We start from the raw sequence: 13,245 nt of genomic DNA, 5'->3' as shown, positions 1-13,245 counted from the left end.
TCCGTGGCTAGCTTGGTGTAAAAGATTGTGAAATTAGTAACAAGTTGTTACACACATTCATCATTTAAAAGAATATTTGGGATAGAACATTTTATTTTCAAAAAAACATCTATTACATGAAGGCAAAAGTATTAGATTGTGAAAAATTACACATACATTGCTATGATGTAGTTTGTTCAATTGAATCATCACATGATTTCCTTGTTCATATTTTGTACACAATTACATTATAATATGAACGAATGATAAAATAAAGTGTAAATTTGTCACTTTACCTTAAAAATATTGCTCGCTTTGTTTTTAAAAATTCAAATAAACGTGACTTCATTGAAAATTACATATTTTTCTGATCTTTCTGTGACATAAATGTAAATAGAATAGAATAGGCTATTTTATTTGCTAGCGTAAAACGGTATAATGTACAAAATACGACATTTATATTTTTTCGGAGGTGTACCGTGAACGAATTAAAGAAACACGACATAGTAGATATCGCGATTATTGGGGGAGGACCTGCTGGTCTATTCGCTGCATTTTATGGTGGAATGCGACAAGCATCTGTTAAAATTATTGAAAGCATGCCGCAATTAGGTGGTCAGCTTGCTGCATTGTATCCTGAAAAATACATTTATGATGTTGCTGGATTTCCTAAAGTCCGCGCGATTGATTTAGTGAATAATGTGAAAGAACAAATGGAACATTTTGAACAACAAGTTTGTTTAGAAGAAAAAGTACTTCACGTGGAAAAGAAAGAAGAAAGGCTTTTTGAAATTACAACGGATAAAGCCATACATGTCGCTAAATCCATCATTATTACCGCTGGAATTGGAGCGTTTGAACCAAGACGTTTAAATATACCAGAATGTGAAAAATATGAACAAAGTAACTTGCACTACTTTGTACAAGACTTAAATATGTTTAAAGGACAAGATGTATTAGTGTGTGGTGGTGGAGATTCCGCTGTAGATTGGGCTCTCATGCTAGAACCTATTGCTAACAGCGTGACGCTTGTACATCGACGTGATAAATTCCGTGCTCATGAACATAGTGTAGAAACGTTGATGAATTCTTCTGTTCAGATTAAAACCAATGCTGAAGTAACGGAAACACATGGTGACGACAAGATCACATCCGTGACGTTAACGAACACGAAGACAAAAGAGACCGAAGAGATGAACATTGATGCCCTTTTAGTCAATTATGGATTTGTATCCTCATTAGGTCCAATTAAACAATGGGGATTGGAAATTGAAAAAGGTTCCATCGTCGTAGATTCACGTATGGAAACGAACATACCAGGTATTTTTGCTGCTGGTGATATTACCACTTACCCAGGAAAATTAAAATTAATTGCTGTCGGTTTTGGAGAAGCTCCAACCGCTATCAACAATGCGAAAGTGTATTTTGACCCTGATGCAAAATTATCACCAGGACATAGTAGTAATATGAAAATGTAGCACTTAAATTCATTATGCATCTGTTTGCAATTTTTTACGGTATTCATATAACAGGTGCACTTCCCTTGTAGAAGTTAAAATTGTAACAATTAACATAACATGTAAACCAGAACTGACTTGTCTAACCTCTCCAGAGGTCTGATGAGTCAGCTTTTTTTTATGTATTATATTCACTCAACTATATTATGCACTTTTATCCGATAAGCACGTATATTGCAGTATATAGAACTAGAAGAAGGTGATAAATTGGCTCGTATTATGATTCTTCCAGTGGATATTGCAGGTCAATCTGGTTTAATGAGCAAATATTTAAACGCCAATCATATGTTTAGTATCGCGTACAATACTTTTCCAAATTATTTGCAGTGTACAGATCACATGATAGAAACGGACCTATATAGTTTACAAAAAGTATTTCATCGCACGTTTGACTCTTTTGACATTTATCACTATATGAATAGTTGTACGATCTTTTCGGATCAATCTGATTTAAGGGTCTTGCATGAAAAGGGAAAAAAAGTTGTGATGAATCACCGTGGTTCAGATATTCGTTCTAGTCAATGGGCCGTTCATGGTAAAGACTATCATAACCCCTATGTTATTACTAAAAACTGTAAGTCCCATGAACAAATTGTACAAAATTTAGAGTACTTTTCTAAGTATGTCTCTGCTGCTGTTGTTACAGATTATGAATGCTATAAATATGTAAAAGATTATTATGAACGTGTGTATGTTATTCCTCAATTAATCGAAACGCACAAACATACTCCTATCTATCCTCAAAAAGATAAAAAACGTCCTGTTGTCCTTCATGCTCCTACTCATCGAGAATTTAAAGGCACAGATTATATTATACAAGCGGTTCAAGCATTACGTCCACAAATGGACTTTGAATTTAGATTAATCGAAAACATGACGCAACAAGAAGCCTTTCGCAACTATCAAGAAGCGGATATTATTATTGATCAAATTCGATGTGGTGCTTATGGAAATCTTGGTATCGAAGCAATGACTTTAGGTAAAGCAGTGATCGCATATATTCGTGAGGATTTAGTCCCGCTATACCCGCTCGAATTGCCTATTGTATCTGCGAACCCTGATCAAATAAAAGAAAAGTTGAAGATGCTCTTACTACATCCAGAATTAAGACATGAAATTGGAAAAAAAGGAAGGGCTTTTGTGGAAAAGTATCATGACGCTAAAGTCGTAATGAAAAGTCTTATATCCATGTATGAAGAAATTTAATTTCAACCCATGTAATAAGACAAAGGAGTTGTGATAGATGAGTGAAAACAGATCGCATGATGGATATCTTAACAAATACGCATATGGCCTTGCGAGTCCCTCCGTTATTTTACCTTGTGGGTCCACAACGACAAATGACCATTTCCAAAGATGGTCACAAAAAGAGTTATGTTATTACACACATTACGGACAACAAGCGTTTTTTAACAGTTTTATCTTTACACCGAATCGTATGGCAAATGGTGTATTTTTAAACGCGCAATATGAAGGCTTCTCTGAACATCCAACGTTAAACGATTGGATAGCATGGAGCAATGAACTATTTTTGCAAAACAACAACGTACATGCATTAGAACAATTAGCTTCTAATGAAAACAACATTGAAGTATGGATCACGCTCCCTTACCCTTCGCTTTATTATAAGCAAACTCCAAATCCACTCCAACAAACGTACATTCATCACCCTCATAAAAGAGCCCCTCTTTTAAAACAGTGGATAAAAGAATTTACGCAGCGTTTCTATCAACAGTTTGGAAATAAAAATACATTGAAATTAAAAGGGTTTGTTTGGCCAAAAGAAAAGCTTATGTCTGAGGAAGATATTGTTTTAGTAAAGGAAGTCTCCGAATACATTCACAGTTTCCATCTACACCACATGTGGTTGACTCAGTATGGTTCCGCCAATGTTATTGATTGGCGCGAACATGGTTTTGATGTCGTTGTTCTTCACCCCAATTATTATGGAAACACCCCATTTGATATAGACTGGATCACCAACAACACAATATTTTCTAAACATTATCAATGTGGAATACAAATCCCTTATGGGAAAGGGCTACTTTATGATGACCATCATATATACCAATATTTAAATTTAGGCTTACCTGACAAATGCAACTATATGAACAACGCATTTATCGTATTTCATTTTGATGGTATCCATTTACATGAGGTGGCCAAAGAAAACCCGCAGTTGTATACCCATATGTATACGTTTGTAAAAGGAAGTTATAGCAAACAACCGTTCTAATGTATAAACCTCTTCTTTATATCTTCCGTTGGTACCATACAATTTTCACGTTTACCAAACCATTTATAGCGGTTTTTAGCGACAATCCCATAACCATAATCTCGTATTGGTTTTGGCACTACGATAAAAAAATATAAACCTTTCCAAAGACCTTTTAGATGTTTGCTGATAGTCAGTGCTGCGGAAGATTTAATATAACATTTATCGTTGTAAATAAGAATTAAGCTGTCTACACCGTCTGAAATGTTATGTTTTTTTATTATCTTTTTTCCGACATCACTTTGAAGTGCGGCAAAAGAAAATACTGCCTTTGGATCTCTTTTTATAATAAATTGTACTGCCGTATTACATAAATGACATTCCCCATCAAATAAAATGACGTGACGCATAAGGTAAACACCTTCTTTAGCAATGTTATGTTTATGAAGTGATGAATTATGAAATGATGAAAATTGAGATATATAACTTATTATATCTGACCTTCACGTGATAAACTATAGCGACCGTAAAAGATAAGATAAGCATATGATACACATTGATACTTCTTCATGATGAATATTAAGGTGATCAAACCATCAAGTCTCGCTTAGATGAGAAGCAAGCAGAGTAGAACATTCATAATTAAAAACAAACAGGATAAGCTAAAGGTATCGAAAATCAGGGGGAATTTACTTTGTCTTATGCATGTCCAATATGTAATGGTCTGCAAAACTGGAATGTCGTTTGTCCAAAGTGTAATATGAACACAGAAGATTATGGGAAATATGCGGATTTTGTTGGACCCTATGCACCGTATCAATCTATCGAGCAAATGAAATCCGACAATGGCTATTGGGATGAAATACAGCATCAATGTATCCATGTCGCCTATTGTCATTCATGTCAATATACATTTCAGTCTGCTGTATATGAAATGTTAACTTGAAGCAATAACTTGCTATAAAACGATACAACAAAAAAGAATATTCTACTACTAAAGTAGGCATATTCTTCATTTAACATGCTATATAGGTTCATAACCACAAACAATAGTGTAAATGCTACGATGAATACACGTCCATTCATTCACATTGTAAAATGTTACGATGAAGTATAATACAAAGGATGACACTTAACATCTTTTAGCAAATTGCCTGCTGCGATTATGGTGCGTCTAAAAATGAAATCATAAGCTGCGATCAGAACATGATCTAAGCACTCAAGTCACTAACGTCATGTTTTTTTATCTGTAAGTTTCGTCTCTTGATTTCTCGACAAAGCAACCTGATGAAAGCACTCTCTAAATGTAGCTCTACCGCTTTGTAGTAGGTTTCCAATAAACATTCATTGTTTAATTTTTTCATCGATGCTTCACCCTAACTTACATTGTATTATTATTTCTGAACATATATTACCATGCTTTTAAGATAAGAACAATTGTTCCTTTATCCACAATTCGTTGTGGATATCGTGTGTGTAATATGTTTGTAGAAGTGGAATTGCTAAATATTATGACATTTCTTTTGTGGATAGAAGTTATACACACCACAATTGGGATTATAAAAATAAAAATATTCATGCAATGCGTATGGAATGATTTTATTTATTTATCGGCATATGTACATTGATTTTTTATATTAAATCATTTATTTTAATGACATTTTATAAAATAAATGATTTAAAAAAAAGACATGTTAGCAAATAACCCTTTAAAAGCATGCATAAAGCTTCATGCAAAAAGGTTGCTGACATGTCTTTTTCATTATTTAATGGATTACTCTATATTATCATCTTCAGCTTCGGTGTCATCTTCTTTGATAGCTTTCAACTCTATTGCTGCTGACTCCATCAATGCCTCTCCATAGATGACAATACTATGCATACCCTCTTCTTCACAGGTGATCGTAAATGTTGCAATGCCCTCAGTATTTAGAGTTATTTCAACTGGTTGTTGTTCATTAACACGTAACAAGATCTTCTCATCAAATGATTCCACTTCTTGTCCATCCCATGTTTCAATGGTACATGTCACCGTTGCAGTATTGTTACCATTTGCAACAATAACCTCTTTATCGATAGCTACTACAGGTCTATATCCAGTAAATTGACCGGACTGTTCATCATACGTTGTTCCTAACAATCTATCATCTGCGCTGGATACTTCTACATAGTTTACAGGTACGTTACATACTGCCATTACCTTATTATATTCGTTTACTTGTGCATAACTTTTCATTTGTTTATTCCTCCACAAATAGTTTTTTATTTTCAATTTTTGTTTACTCTGTTGTTCGTGTCATTTGTTTTATGCTTACAATGCAATCCTTAGGAGTAAGCAAGTTCGATAACTTTATAACTAATTTGTACTTGATAGCTTTCTGGTCTTTCCACTCGGAATGTCATTTTATTGTTACTTTTAAATCCAACGAAATATACTTGAGCCTTACTCAACCAAAATCCAACACTTTCTGAACTCTTTTGTGTTAATACTTTTTTAATATCGACAGTAACAATACAATTTGCTGTATTTTCTACTTGTGTAATATCTAAGTCATAATAACCTATTTGTTCGTTATTATTATTTACTGTAATCGTTCCACTTTGAATACTTTTAACAATGCCTTTTTTCAAATCGCCCCATGAAATATGATGCAGTGTATTGTCATTAGCTTTTTTAGCCACAATATGCTGCAAATTATCCAAATTAATGCTATCACTCTTCACCTCAGCCTTACCTGTAACGACTAAGCGTTTAGGTGCTTTAAAAACTTCGATGGATTGAATTAGCGTTTTGTCTAATGCTGCACCTTGACCATTACAAATCAAGACGAGATCAAAATAACTAGTGCCATATGGAAATTTAAAATGATTATTGATATTTTCATTGCTATTACTGCTGATCTTAATTGGTGAATAACCGGAAATGACGCCCTCATATATTTCAGCATTTTTTGATGGATCTAGTTGTTTTCCTCCAGTAACAAAGTAACGATATGCTCTTTGTGCTGATGGGTTTTGGTTGTTTGCATCTGGTATTCTTATTTCTTGATATTTATGATTGAGTGGAATGGCTCCAAGATAGAACTTAGGATTAGATCCATTCACCTTAGAAATTTGTTTTACTTTCACTCTGGCATAGTACTCACTGTCTCTATCTACTGGCATTCTAAGTGCAACTTTCATCCAAGTATTACCCTGTACAATCATGCCCTCTGCAGTTTTGTTGTAACTCAAGTTACTTCTATCAGTGTACACATACTGCGACCAATCTTGATTTCCTAAGGTCAAACTGTCTTTTTCTACCGGCTGTGTCACTTTATATACTTCTAACGACTCAATAATGGTTTTAGGATCTTCATTCGTACTGTTAACATTACAAAACAAATATAAATCAAAGTAGTTTGTCTGATTAGGAAATTTATATCTTTTTTCTAAAGCATCGTCTCCATTTTGGACATACCCGGAAATATAACCTTGAAAAATAGATGAATTACCACTAAGACTTTCATTTGCACAAATAAAATATTTAGTTCCTTCATTCATTAGTTTATATTGTTCATTCAGTGCAATCGCACCTGCATAAAAGGACCCATTATGATTATTGCTTTTCACTTTTACTTTTGCATAGTACATTGCGTCTTTATCAACAGGGATTCTGACTCTCACTTTAATATGTGCGTTTTTACCCGTTACGACCATACCTTGAACGTTATTTTGTTCTACTGTATTCATGTATGTTAGTTTATTTCTATCACTGTAAACTAAATGTGACCAATCCTGATTACCCAAAGCAATGGAATCCTTTGTAAAAGGTTCGACTACTTTGTATACTTCGATAGACTGCATGATCGTTTTTGCATTTGCCACATTACTCTCCTGATTGCAAAGCAAAATAATATCGAAGTAGCTAGTCCCTTCAGGGAATTTGTTAGTATCATTTGCATTTGCATTTTCACTGATAGGAAAATAACCAGATATGGACCCTTCATACGTATTCATCGTTGTAGCTAATGTTTGCTTACCTAAAAAATAACGATATCCCGCTGCTGCAGTGTCTTCCCCGTTATTATTTTTTAATTTTATTTCTTCAAAATTGTGATCTAGCGGAATGGCTCCTAAATAAAAACTACCGTTATTGGGTGTATCCGTCTTCACTTTTACTTTGGCATAGTACAAACTATGCTCATCTACAGGCATTCGCATTCTAATTTTAATTGTGCTTTTTCCTTTAACGACCATACCAGATAATGCTACATTATGTTCAACCTGTGATTGGGCTGATTTTTCATAAATGAGATTGGACCAATCATGATTACCTAATATTAAATTATTGCTTCCTACTAAACTGTCGATCTTATCCCAATTTTTATTAAAGTCCTCTAATTTGACTTTGTCGTTAGGGCTCGGTTTTATGATTCCTAATTGTGTAGTTGTTGGCATAGCTACTTCTTCCTCCTATTATGTTGAATTGTTTGCATCTATATAAAGTGCTGTTTGCATGCAAATCAGCACGAATTGTCATGACGATGGTGCTGCACTTTTATTCACACATTTAACCAAGAGAAAACAAAACAATTATTTAATTTTTTTGTTTTATGTTTTGTTATTGTCATAACAATAAAAAGAAAGACGATCAGGATCGTTATCAACGATCCTGTTGTCTAGTTAACTAGTAACTTTTTATCTCAATAGAACTCAGCACAAAAAAAGCACTCTCGTATTCGATAGTACCCTCATCATCCTTTTTATTGTTGGTTAATCGTTTTTGAAGCGGATGGAAGGACTAGTAATATGCAGTGATTAGAATACTACGCCTTCTGTTGATGCTTTACTGGAACATATTCATAAAATAACTGTTTTGCTTGTGGATTGTAATACATTTTTGCATGATTTCCTTTTTCAATTTCTTCATGATCTGATTCTGGTACAGCATTCACCATTACTCCTGCTGACAATTGCTCATTTGATAAACCGTGCTCTTTATCATATGGCTGATAATGAACCAATTCCACATTTACTTTCTTCGCATTAATTGCATCTCCTAATCCAATAAAAATCATCTTTTATCCTCCTCAAAGTTCTAATCTGTATTTTCCTGAAATTTTATGCATACGCTGGTCTTCACTTATACTGTATACATATTCGGAAGTATCTACAGCAATTTGATTTATTTTTTTACTGTGACCTTCGTACTTCCACATCAGAGCCCCATCAGATATTCTTGTCTTTCTCAATATATGATCCTCACCGCAAGTATACAAATAACCAGACTGATCAACCGCAATGTCGTAGATTACACCTGCACCAGCAAACGTATACGTTTTCAACTTTGCACCGTTTGAGGGGTTAATTTTATATACTTTATTGTCAGAGCCTCCGCTATAAATATAACCATCTTTGTCTATAGTGATGGTATTTACGTCATCTGTATGTTGCGTGAAATTCCACATCCGTTTTCTATCTGATACTCTTATTTTATGCAATGTGTTATCCCAACTCGCACTGTAAATATAGTTGTCTCCTTCAACCGCTATAGCAGATATATCATCACTATGTCCAGTATATTCCCATAACTTAACTCCATTATTGGTGTTTATTCGGTGAATTTTGTTCTCTTCTCCCCCACTGTATAAATATCCTGTAGGTGATATAGCTAATCCATAAACAACAGCACCATGCCCTTGATAGTCCCATACTTTAATTCCGTTTTTGTTTAATTTATGAATACCGACATATCCATTGAAAAAATGGTACATGGAACAGTACACATTCCCTAAGAGCTCAACAATATCCGTAATGATGTATCCTGATTGATAACTCCAAACGACATTTCCCGATGAATTAAACTTCCTTACTTCCCCTGAACTACTTCCGGTATACACGTTCCCTGCGTTATCCACTGTGATACAGTTTGAAGATGTACCGTGACCCCCAATATTCCAATACCGATGGGTTGGGTGATAAGAGTTTGCTGGAAGTTCGTGTCCAGTGAAGCTTTTGTTTATCTTAATATTCTTAATATCTTGAGCGAGTTCATCAAATGTATCACTACCTTTAGAATCTTTCGATCCATCTACGTCAGTAATAGCGGTAGCGATTTTGCTTTTTCCATCACTGACATCTTGAAAAAGTTCTGAAAGCGCACCTTCTACATTATCTGCATTAAAGTTATTATTGGTATCTTCAATGCTAATGTTTTTAGCGTCTGGTGTAATATAATCATCTGCTGTTAAAACCTTTGCTCCGTTGTAAGTGAGTTTATCTTTTGCTATCACTAATTTAGAGTTTTCCGATCCTTCTATTTTCGTTTCTCCTGTTACGATCATTTTCTTAGGTGCTTTGTACACTTCTAACGATTGGATGATCGTAGCATGTTCTGAAGTATCTGCTTGCGTATTATAGTTACAAATGATGACCATATCAAAATAATTTGCTCCAGGATCAAATTTATTTCTTGAACCATTGTCATTTTCATCACTTTTTTTAGGATTATATCCCGATATTTCACCTTCGAAAGTATACGCTTGATCTTGTTCTAATTTCTCCATACTAGCTAGAAAATAATTATACTGTGTCTGTCCGTCTGAACTTATATTTTCAAAGTTATTGTTTAATGATTTCGCTCCAGCGTAAAATAACGCATTATCTGTCGTCGGTGTTTGATCCTTCTTCACTTTTACTTTGGCGAAGTACGTGCTTTCTTCATCAATGGGCAAACGCATGCGAAGCGTTAACCATACACTTCCTTTGACAACAACCCCTTTATCTTGCACATAGGAAATGGAACCAGTGTTGTTTTGTTTTTGTTCATATATTAAGCCTGTCCAATCGTTATTTCCCAATATGAAATGGTCGGCATGTGTTAAGAGGTGTGTATCGATCTTTTCCCAGTTGGTTACAAAATCTTGACGTTCCACAACGTCATTCGCTTGTGGAATAATTAACTCTAGATTTTTAGAATAGGTTCTTTCTTTTGAATTCAAGCTCATCTTTTCTTTCCTCCTACTTTTTTTAAGAATATATATATAAAGTTCAAGTTTTTGTAATATACATTGTTTACTTTTATAAAATAGCTTTAAAAAGTACAGCGCTGCTTGTATATGACGTGACTTGAACGAATAATATGATCTTTAAAAAAAGAGAGAGTTGCAACTTGCCCTCTTTTTCTTCTACAATACAATTAACCTATAGTATAAAATGATGTTTTCATTAAAATAAACACCATGATCGTACTACGGATTGAGTTACACAATTTAGCTTATATCACATGAATAATCTACATTTGGAGGCTTCATCATGCTAGACGCTCCTGTTACACATTTTCAGTTAACCAATGCTTTTGCAAAAATTCGATGCGAACCTTCTTGGAAGTGGGCGAAGCGAGATAAACCTATTCCCAACTTCGATTTATTTTATGTATGGGAAGGCATTGGTGAATTAATGCTAAACAATATGTCGTACCCTTTGCAAAAAGGAAGTTGCTTTTTATTTCGTCCTGGTGATTTTACGAGTGCAATCCATGATGCACAGTTTCCACTAACACTGACTTATATTCATTTTAGGATGGCAGAAAAGCCTGCACACATTCCGATGAAGCATCGTATTTTAACCGATACGAAAGATGTGGAAACGTTGTTGACTCGTTACGTGCGCGTAAGGTTGAATAACGAATTTGGCGCAGAACAAGAAGCGCAGCTTATTATCAAACAACTGATGATTCATTTGCTGCGCGCAGATCAAAAGAAAGATACAAAACAAAAGGGACAAAGCAATCAATTGCATGAAGTCATTCAAGAAATAGCCAACTATGTAATTCAACATCCTGCAGCATGGCATACCCTAGATGACTTAGCAAAACGAGCGAATTTATCCCCACGTTATTTTTCGATTAAATTTAAAGAGATTGTAGGTAAACCGTTGCAACAATATGTGATTGAAGCAAGAATTGATCGGGCAGAGCACTTGCTATATTATGCTGGTATGAATGTATCCGAAGTGGCAGAAGCACTTGGATACAAAGATGTGTATTTTTTCAGTCGACAATACAAAAAGTTTAAAGGGATGAGTCCATCGAAAGTGAGATAACGCTCTCCCTTCAACGTTTCGCTTCCATGATCTCATCCGTGCTATGAAGTAAGGAGCAAACTGGTAAGAAAACGATAAGTTAGCTGTTACGCACAAGAGGCATGGTGAGATCTTTATTTCTGTTGCACGATGTTCTTCGTCGTGCTGTACAAACCACTTGCTGCTAGTCCCAATGTAACACCCACTAGAACACCTTCGCCTACATGATTCGGTGCGATATAGAACATTCCGCAAGGTATGCCTAGTCCTATTGCGACAAGAGAGGCATATTTTTGTGGAATACCTAATGTTTTTGCAATACTCACTAGACCGATAATGACAGGTAAAAGAGCAATATCATACGCTTCAAATTGCATGTCCATCCCCTCCATTTCTATAATTGATGACTTTCCATATTAAAGTCGCAGCTTCTTCTCGAGTTAGCATCTGTTCAGGACGAAAAGTACCATCTGGAAATCCTGAAATGAGATTACGTGCGTGTAAATTTCTTATCGCATTATAACTCCAGCGATCGGCAGATACATCTTTAAACCAACCGTTAGGTATGTCAGGTGGCGCTTGTTTTTCCGTTAAATTATACGTTTTTGCTATGGCTTGTACTATTGCCTCTGCACACTGACGGCGGTAGCCATCGGATTCTAGTAAATCTAGTGCTTCGATGTTGGTCATAAATTCACATTCAACAAGTATAGCTGGCATGACTGTTTCACGCAGTACATGAAAGTTAGCTGCTTTTACACCACGATTTTTACGACCTGTTTGCTGAATCAAGGTTTCTTGCACACTATTTGCTAGTGCAACCGATTTTACGTTTTGTTGAGAAAACACATAAGTTTCAATGCCTGAGACTTCATTCCAATCATATCCAAAGGCGTTAGCATGAACGGATAAAAACACATCCGCTTGCCAAGCATTCGCTTGGTCTGTTCGAGCTTGTAACGGTACGTCCCAATTTGGATCATGTGTGAATAAAATCTCTACTCCATCATAGTGATCTAGTAGAAGTTGTTTCATGTCGTCAGCAACTGCACTATTGAATTGAAACTCTCGCAATGTTCCATCTGGAGATCTTTTTCCCGGTGTATGGGGTCCATGTCCTGCGTCGATAGCTAAACGAAGTGTGGTATGACGATTGCTCATCGCTTGCTTCCTCCTCTTCTTTCATCCAGTTTCGCTTCTATATTATCTAATTTATCTATGAGAATATTGTATTTATCAAAGAATGTAGACAACATTTCATGATGTCTTTTATCTTGCTCTTCACACTCTTTGCGCAGTGCTATAATTTCTTTCCGATATAATTCTTCACGGTGGGTATAGGTTTTCAATGTCCAATAAAAAAGGGAGACAAAAAGGACCGCGAACGGTCCATACAATGAAAAGTAGTCAATGAAATTAATGTCGGTATTCATTAGCATAACCTCCCCTGTGGACTAGAAAGCAGGTGCT

At 35.2% G+C, this 13,245-nt stretch carries 14 protein-coding genes; 5 read left to right on the top strand and 9 right to left on the bottom strand.

Annotation, left to right across the window (positions count from 1 at the left end):
* The first annotated feature begins 458 nt into the window (after nt 1-458).
* The 3 genes from D1Z92_RS00285 to D1Z92_RS00275 all read left to right on the top strand — a co-directional run bounded on the left by D1Z92_RS00285 (nt 459) and on the right by D1Z92_RS00275 (nt 3,732).
* Nucleotides 459-1,457, top strand: a complete 999-nt coding sequence (locus tag D1Z92_RS00285; protein ID WP_128893643.1) for an NAD(P)/FAD-dependent oxidoreductase — start codon at nt 459-461, stop codon at nt 1,455-1,457.
* A gap of 246 nt (nt 1,458-1,703) precedes the next feature.
* Entirely contained in the window at nt 1,704-2,702 is a 999-nt protein-coding gene (locus D1Z92_RS00280; protein WP_128893642.1) for a glycosyltransferase family 4 protein, read from the top strand.
* A 37-nt stretch (nt 2,703-2,739) separates the two neighbouring features.
* On the top strand, nt 2,740-3,732 hold the full coding sequence (locus tag D1Z92_RS00275; RefSeq protein ID WP_128893641.1) for a DUF4855 domain-containing protein: 993 nt from the start codon (nt 2,740-2,742) through the stop codon (nt 3,730-3,732).
* Here the strand turns inward: D1Z92_RS00275 and D1Z92_RS00270 are convergent.
* Nucleotides 3,729-4,121: a thiol-disulfide oxidoreductase DCC family protein gene (locus D1Z92_RS00270; protein WP_128893640.1), complete on the bottom strand. Its 393-nt coding sequence runs from the start codon at nt 4,119-4,121 to the stop codon at nt 3,729-3,731. The genes D1Z92_RS00275 and D1Z92_RS00270 overlap by 4 nt on opposite strands.
* A gap of 284 nt (nt 4,122-4,405) precedes the next feature.
* Here D1Z92_RS00270 and D1Z92_RS00265 point away from each other — a divergent pair, with 284 nt between their 5' ends.
* On the top strand, nt 4,406-4,657 hold the full coding sequence (locus D1Z92_RS00265) for a hypothetical protein (RefSeq protein ID WP_128893639.1): 252 nt from the start codon (nt 4,406-4,408) through the stop codon (nt 4,655-4,657).
* A gap of 265 nt (nt 4,658-4,922) precedes the next feature.
* On the opposite strand, the gene D1Z92_RS00260 is transcribed toward D1Z92_RS00265, so the two are convergent.
* From D1Z92_RS00260 to D1Z92_RS00240, 5 genes are all read right to left on the bottom strand, one after another.
* The gene (locus D1Z92_RS00260) at nt 4,923-5,075 is read right to left on the bottom strand and encodes a sporulation histidine kinase inhibitor Sda (RefSeq protein ID WP_128893638.1); all 153 of its coding nucleotides are present in this window, start codon (nt 5,073-5,075) and stop codon (nt 4,923-4,925) included.
* A 410-nt stretch (nt 5,076-5,485) separates the two neighbouring features.
* Entirely contained in the window at nt 5,486-5,947 is a 462-nt protein-coding gene (locus D1Z92_RS00255; protein WP_128893637.1) for a hypothetical protein, read from the bottom strand.
* Between the two features lie 89 nt (nt 5,948-6,036).
* Nucleotides 6,037-8,151, bottom strand: coding sequence for a hypothetical protein (locus tag D1Z92_RS00250; RefSeq protein WP_128893636.1), 2,115 nt, complete (start codon nt 8,149-8,151; stop codon nt 6,037-6,039).
* Between the two features lie 368 nt (nt 8,152-8,519).
* Complete coding sequence (locus D1Z92_RS00245; RefSeq protein ID WP_128893635.1) at nt 8,520-8,771, bottom strand: hypothetical protein; 252 nt, start codon at nt 8,769-8,771, stop codon at nt 8,520-8,522.
* Nucleotides 8,772-8,783: 12 nt separating this feature from the next.
* A complete protein-coding gene (locus D1Z92_RS00240; RefSeq protein WP_128893634.1) occupies nt 8,784-10,700 on the bottom strand; it encodes an outer membrane protein assembly factor BamB family protein in 1,917 nt (638 codons plus the stop codon).
* Nucleotides 10,701-11,007: 307 nt separating this feature from the next.
* Here D1Z92_RS00240 and D1Z92_RS00235 point away from each other — a divergent pair, with 307 nt between their 5' ends.
* On the top strand, nt 11,008-11,796 hold the full coding sequence (locus D1Z92_RS00235; protein WP_128893633.1) for an AraC family transcriptional regulator: 789 nt from the start codon (nt 11,008-11,010) through the stop codon (nt 11,794-11,796).
* Nucleotides 11,797-11,909: 113 nt separating this feature from the next.
* Here the strand turns inward: D1Z92_RS00235 and D1Z92_RS00230 are convergent, their stop codons facing one another.
* Genes D1Z92_RS00230 through D1Z92_RS00220 form a run of 3 tightly spaced genes read right to left on the bottom strand, consistent with a single transcriptional unit; the run spans nt 11,910 to nt 13,208 of the window.
* Nucleotides 11,910-12,152 (bottom strand): hypothetical protein, encoded by a 243-nt coding sequence (locus tag D1Z92_RS00230; RefSeq protein WP_128893632.1) that lies wholly within the window; start codon nt 12,150-12,152, stop codon nt 11,910-11,912.
* Nucleotides 12,142-12,936 carry an N-acetylmuramoyl-L-alanine amidase gene (locus tag D1Z92_RS00225; RefSeq protein WP_164931367.1) on the bottom strand — a complete coding sequence of 265 codons (795 nt, stop codon included), beginning with the start codon at nt 12,934-12,936 and terminating at the stop codon, nt 12,142-12,144. The genes D1Z92_RS00230 and D1Z92_RS00225 overlap by 11 nt, the downstream gene beginning before the upstream one ends.
* Entirely contained in the window at nt 12,933-13,208 is a 276-nt protein-coding gene (locus D1Z92_RS00220; protein WP_128893631.1) for a BhlA/UviB family holin-like peptide, read from the bottom strand. The genes D1Z92_RS00225 and D1Z92_RS00220 overlap by 4 nt, the downstream gene beginning before the upstream one ends.
* Between the last annotated feature and the right edge of the window lie 37 nt (nt 13,209-13,245).

It is taken from the genome of Longirhabdus pacifica (genome assembly GCF_004115085.1).
Taxonomy (GTDB): Bacteria; Bacillota; Bacilli; order Paenibacillales; family DSM-105158; genus Longirhabdus; species Longirhabdus pacifica.
This window is presented reverse-complemented; position numbering and strand designations above follow the sequence as displayed.

What these genes read in the sequence shown, in the direction of transcription:
- D1Z92_RS00275 (WP_128893641.1), top strand. Translation starts at nt 2,740, where the DNA reads ATGAGTGAAAACAGATCGCATGATGGATATCTTAACAAATACGCATAT.
- D1Z92_RS00270 (WP_128893640.1), bottom strand. Translation starts at nt 4,121, where the DNA reads ATGCGTCACGTCATTTTATTTGATGGGGAATGTCATTTATGTAATACG.
- D1Z92_RS00260 (WP_128893638.1), bottom strand. Translation starts at nt 5,075, where the DNA reads ATGAAAAAATTAAACAATGAATGTTTATTGGAAACCTACTACAAAGCG.
- D1Z92_RS00255 (WP_128893637.1), bottom strand. Translation starts at nt 5,947, where the DNA reads ATGAAAAGTTATGCACAAGTAAACGAATATAATAAGGTAATGGCAGTA.
- D1Z92_RS00250 (WP_128893636.1), bottom strand. Translation starts at nt 8,151, where the DNA reads ATGCCAACAACTACACAATTAGGAATCATAAAACCGAGCCCTAACGAC.
- D1Z92_RS00245 (WP_128893635.1), bottom strand. Translation starts at nt 8,771, where the DNA reads ATGATTTTTATTGGATTAGGAGATGCAATTAATGCGAAGAAAGTAAAT.
- D1Z92_RS00240 (WP_128893634.1), bottom strand. Translation starts at nt 10,700, where the DNA reads ATGAGCTTGAATTCAAAAGAAAGAACCTATTCTAAAAATCTAGAGTTA.
- D1Z92_RS00235 (WP_128893633.1), top strand. Translation starts at nt 11,008, where the DNA reads ATGCTAGACGCTCCTGTTACACATTTTCAGTTAACCAATGCTTTTGCA.
- D1Z92_RS00230 (WP_128893632.1), bottom strand. Translation starts at nt 12,152, where the DNA reads ATGCAATTTGAAGCGTATGATATTGCTCTTTTACCTGTCATTATCGGT.
- D1Z92_RS00225 (WP_164931367.1), bottom strand. Translation starts at nt 12,936, where the DNA reads ATGAGCAATCGTCATACCACACTTCGTTTAGCTATCGACGCAGGACAT.
- D1Z92_RS00220 (WP_128893631.1), bottom strand. Translation starts at nt 13,208, where the DNA reads ATGAATACCGACATTAATTTCATTGACTACTTTTCATTGTATGGACCG.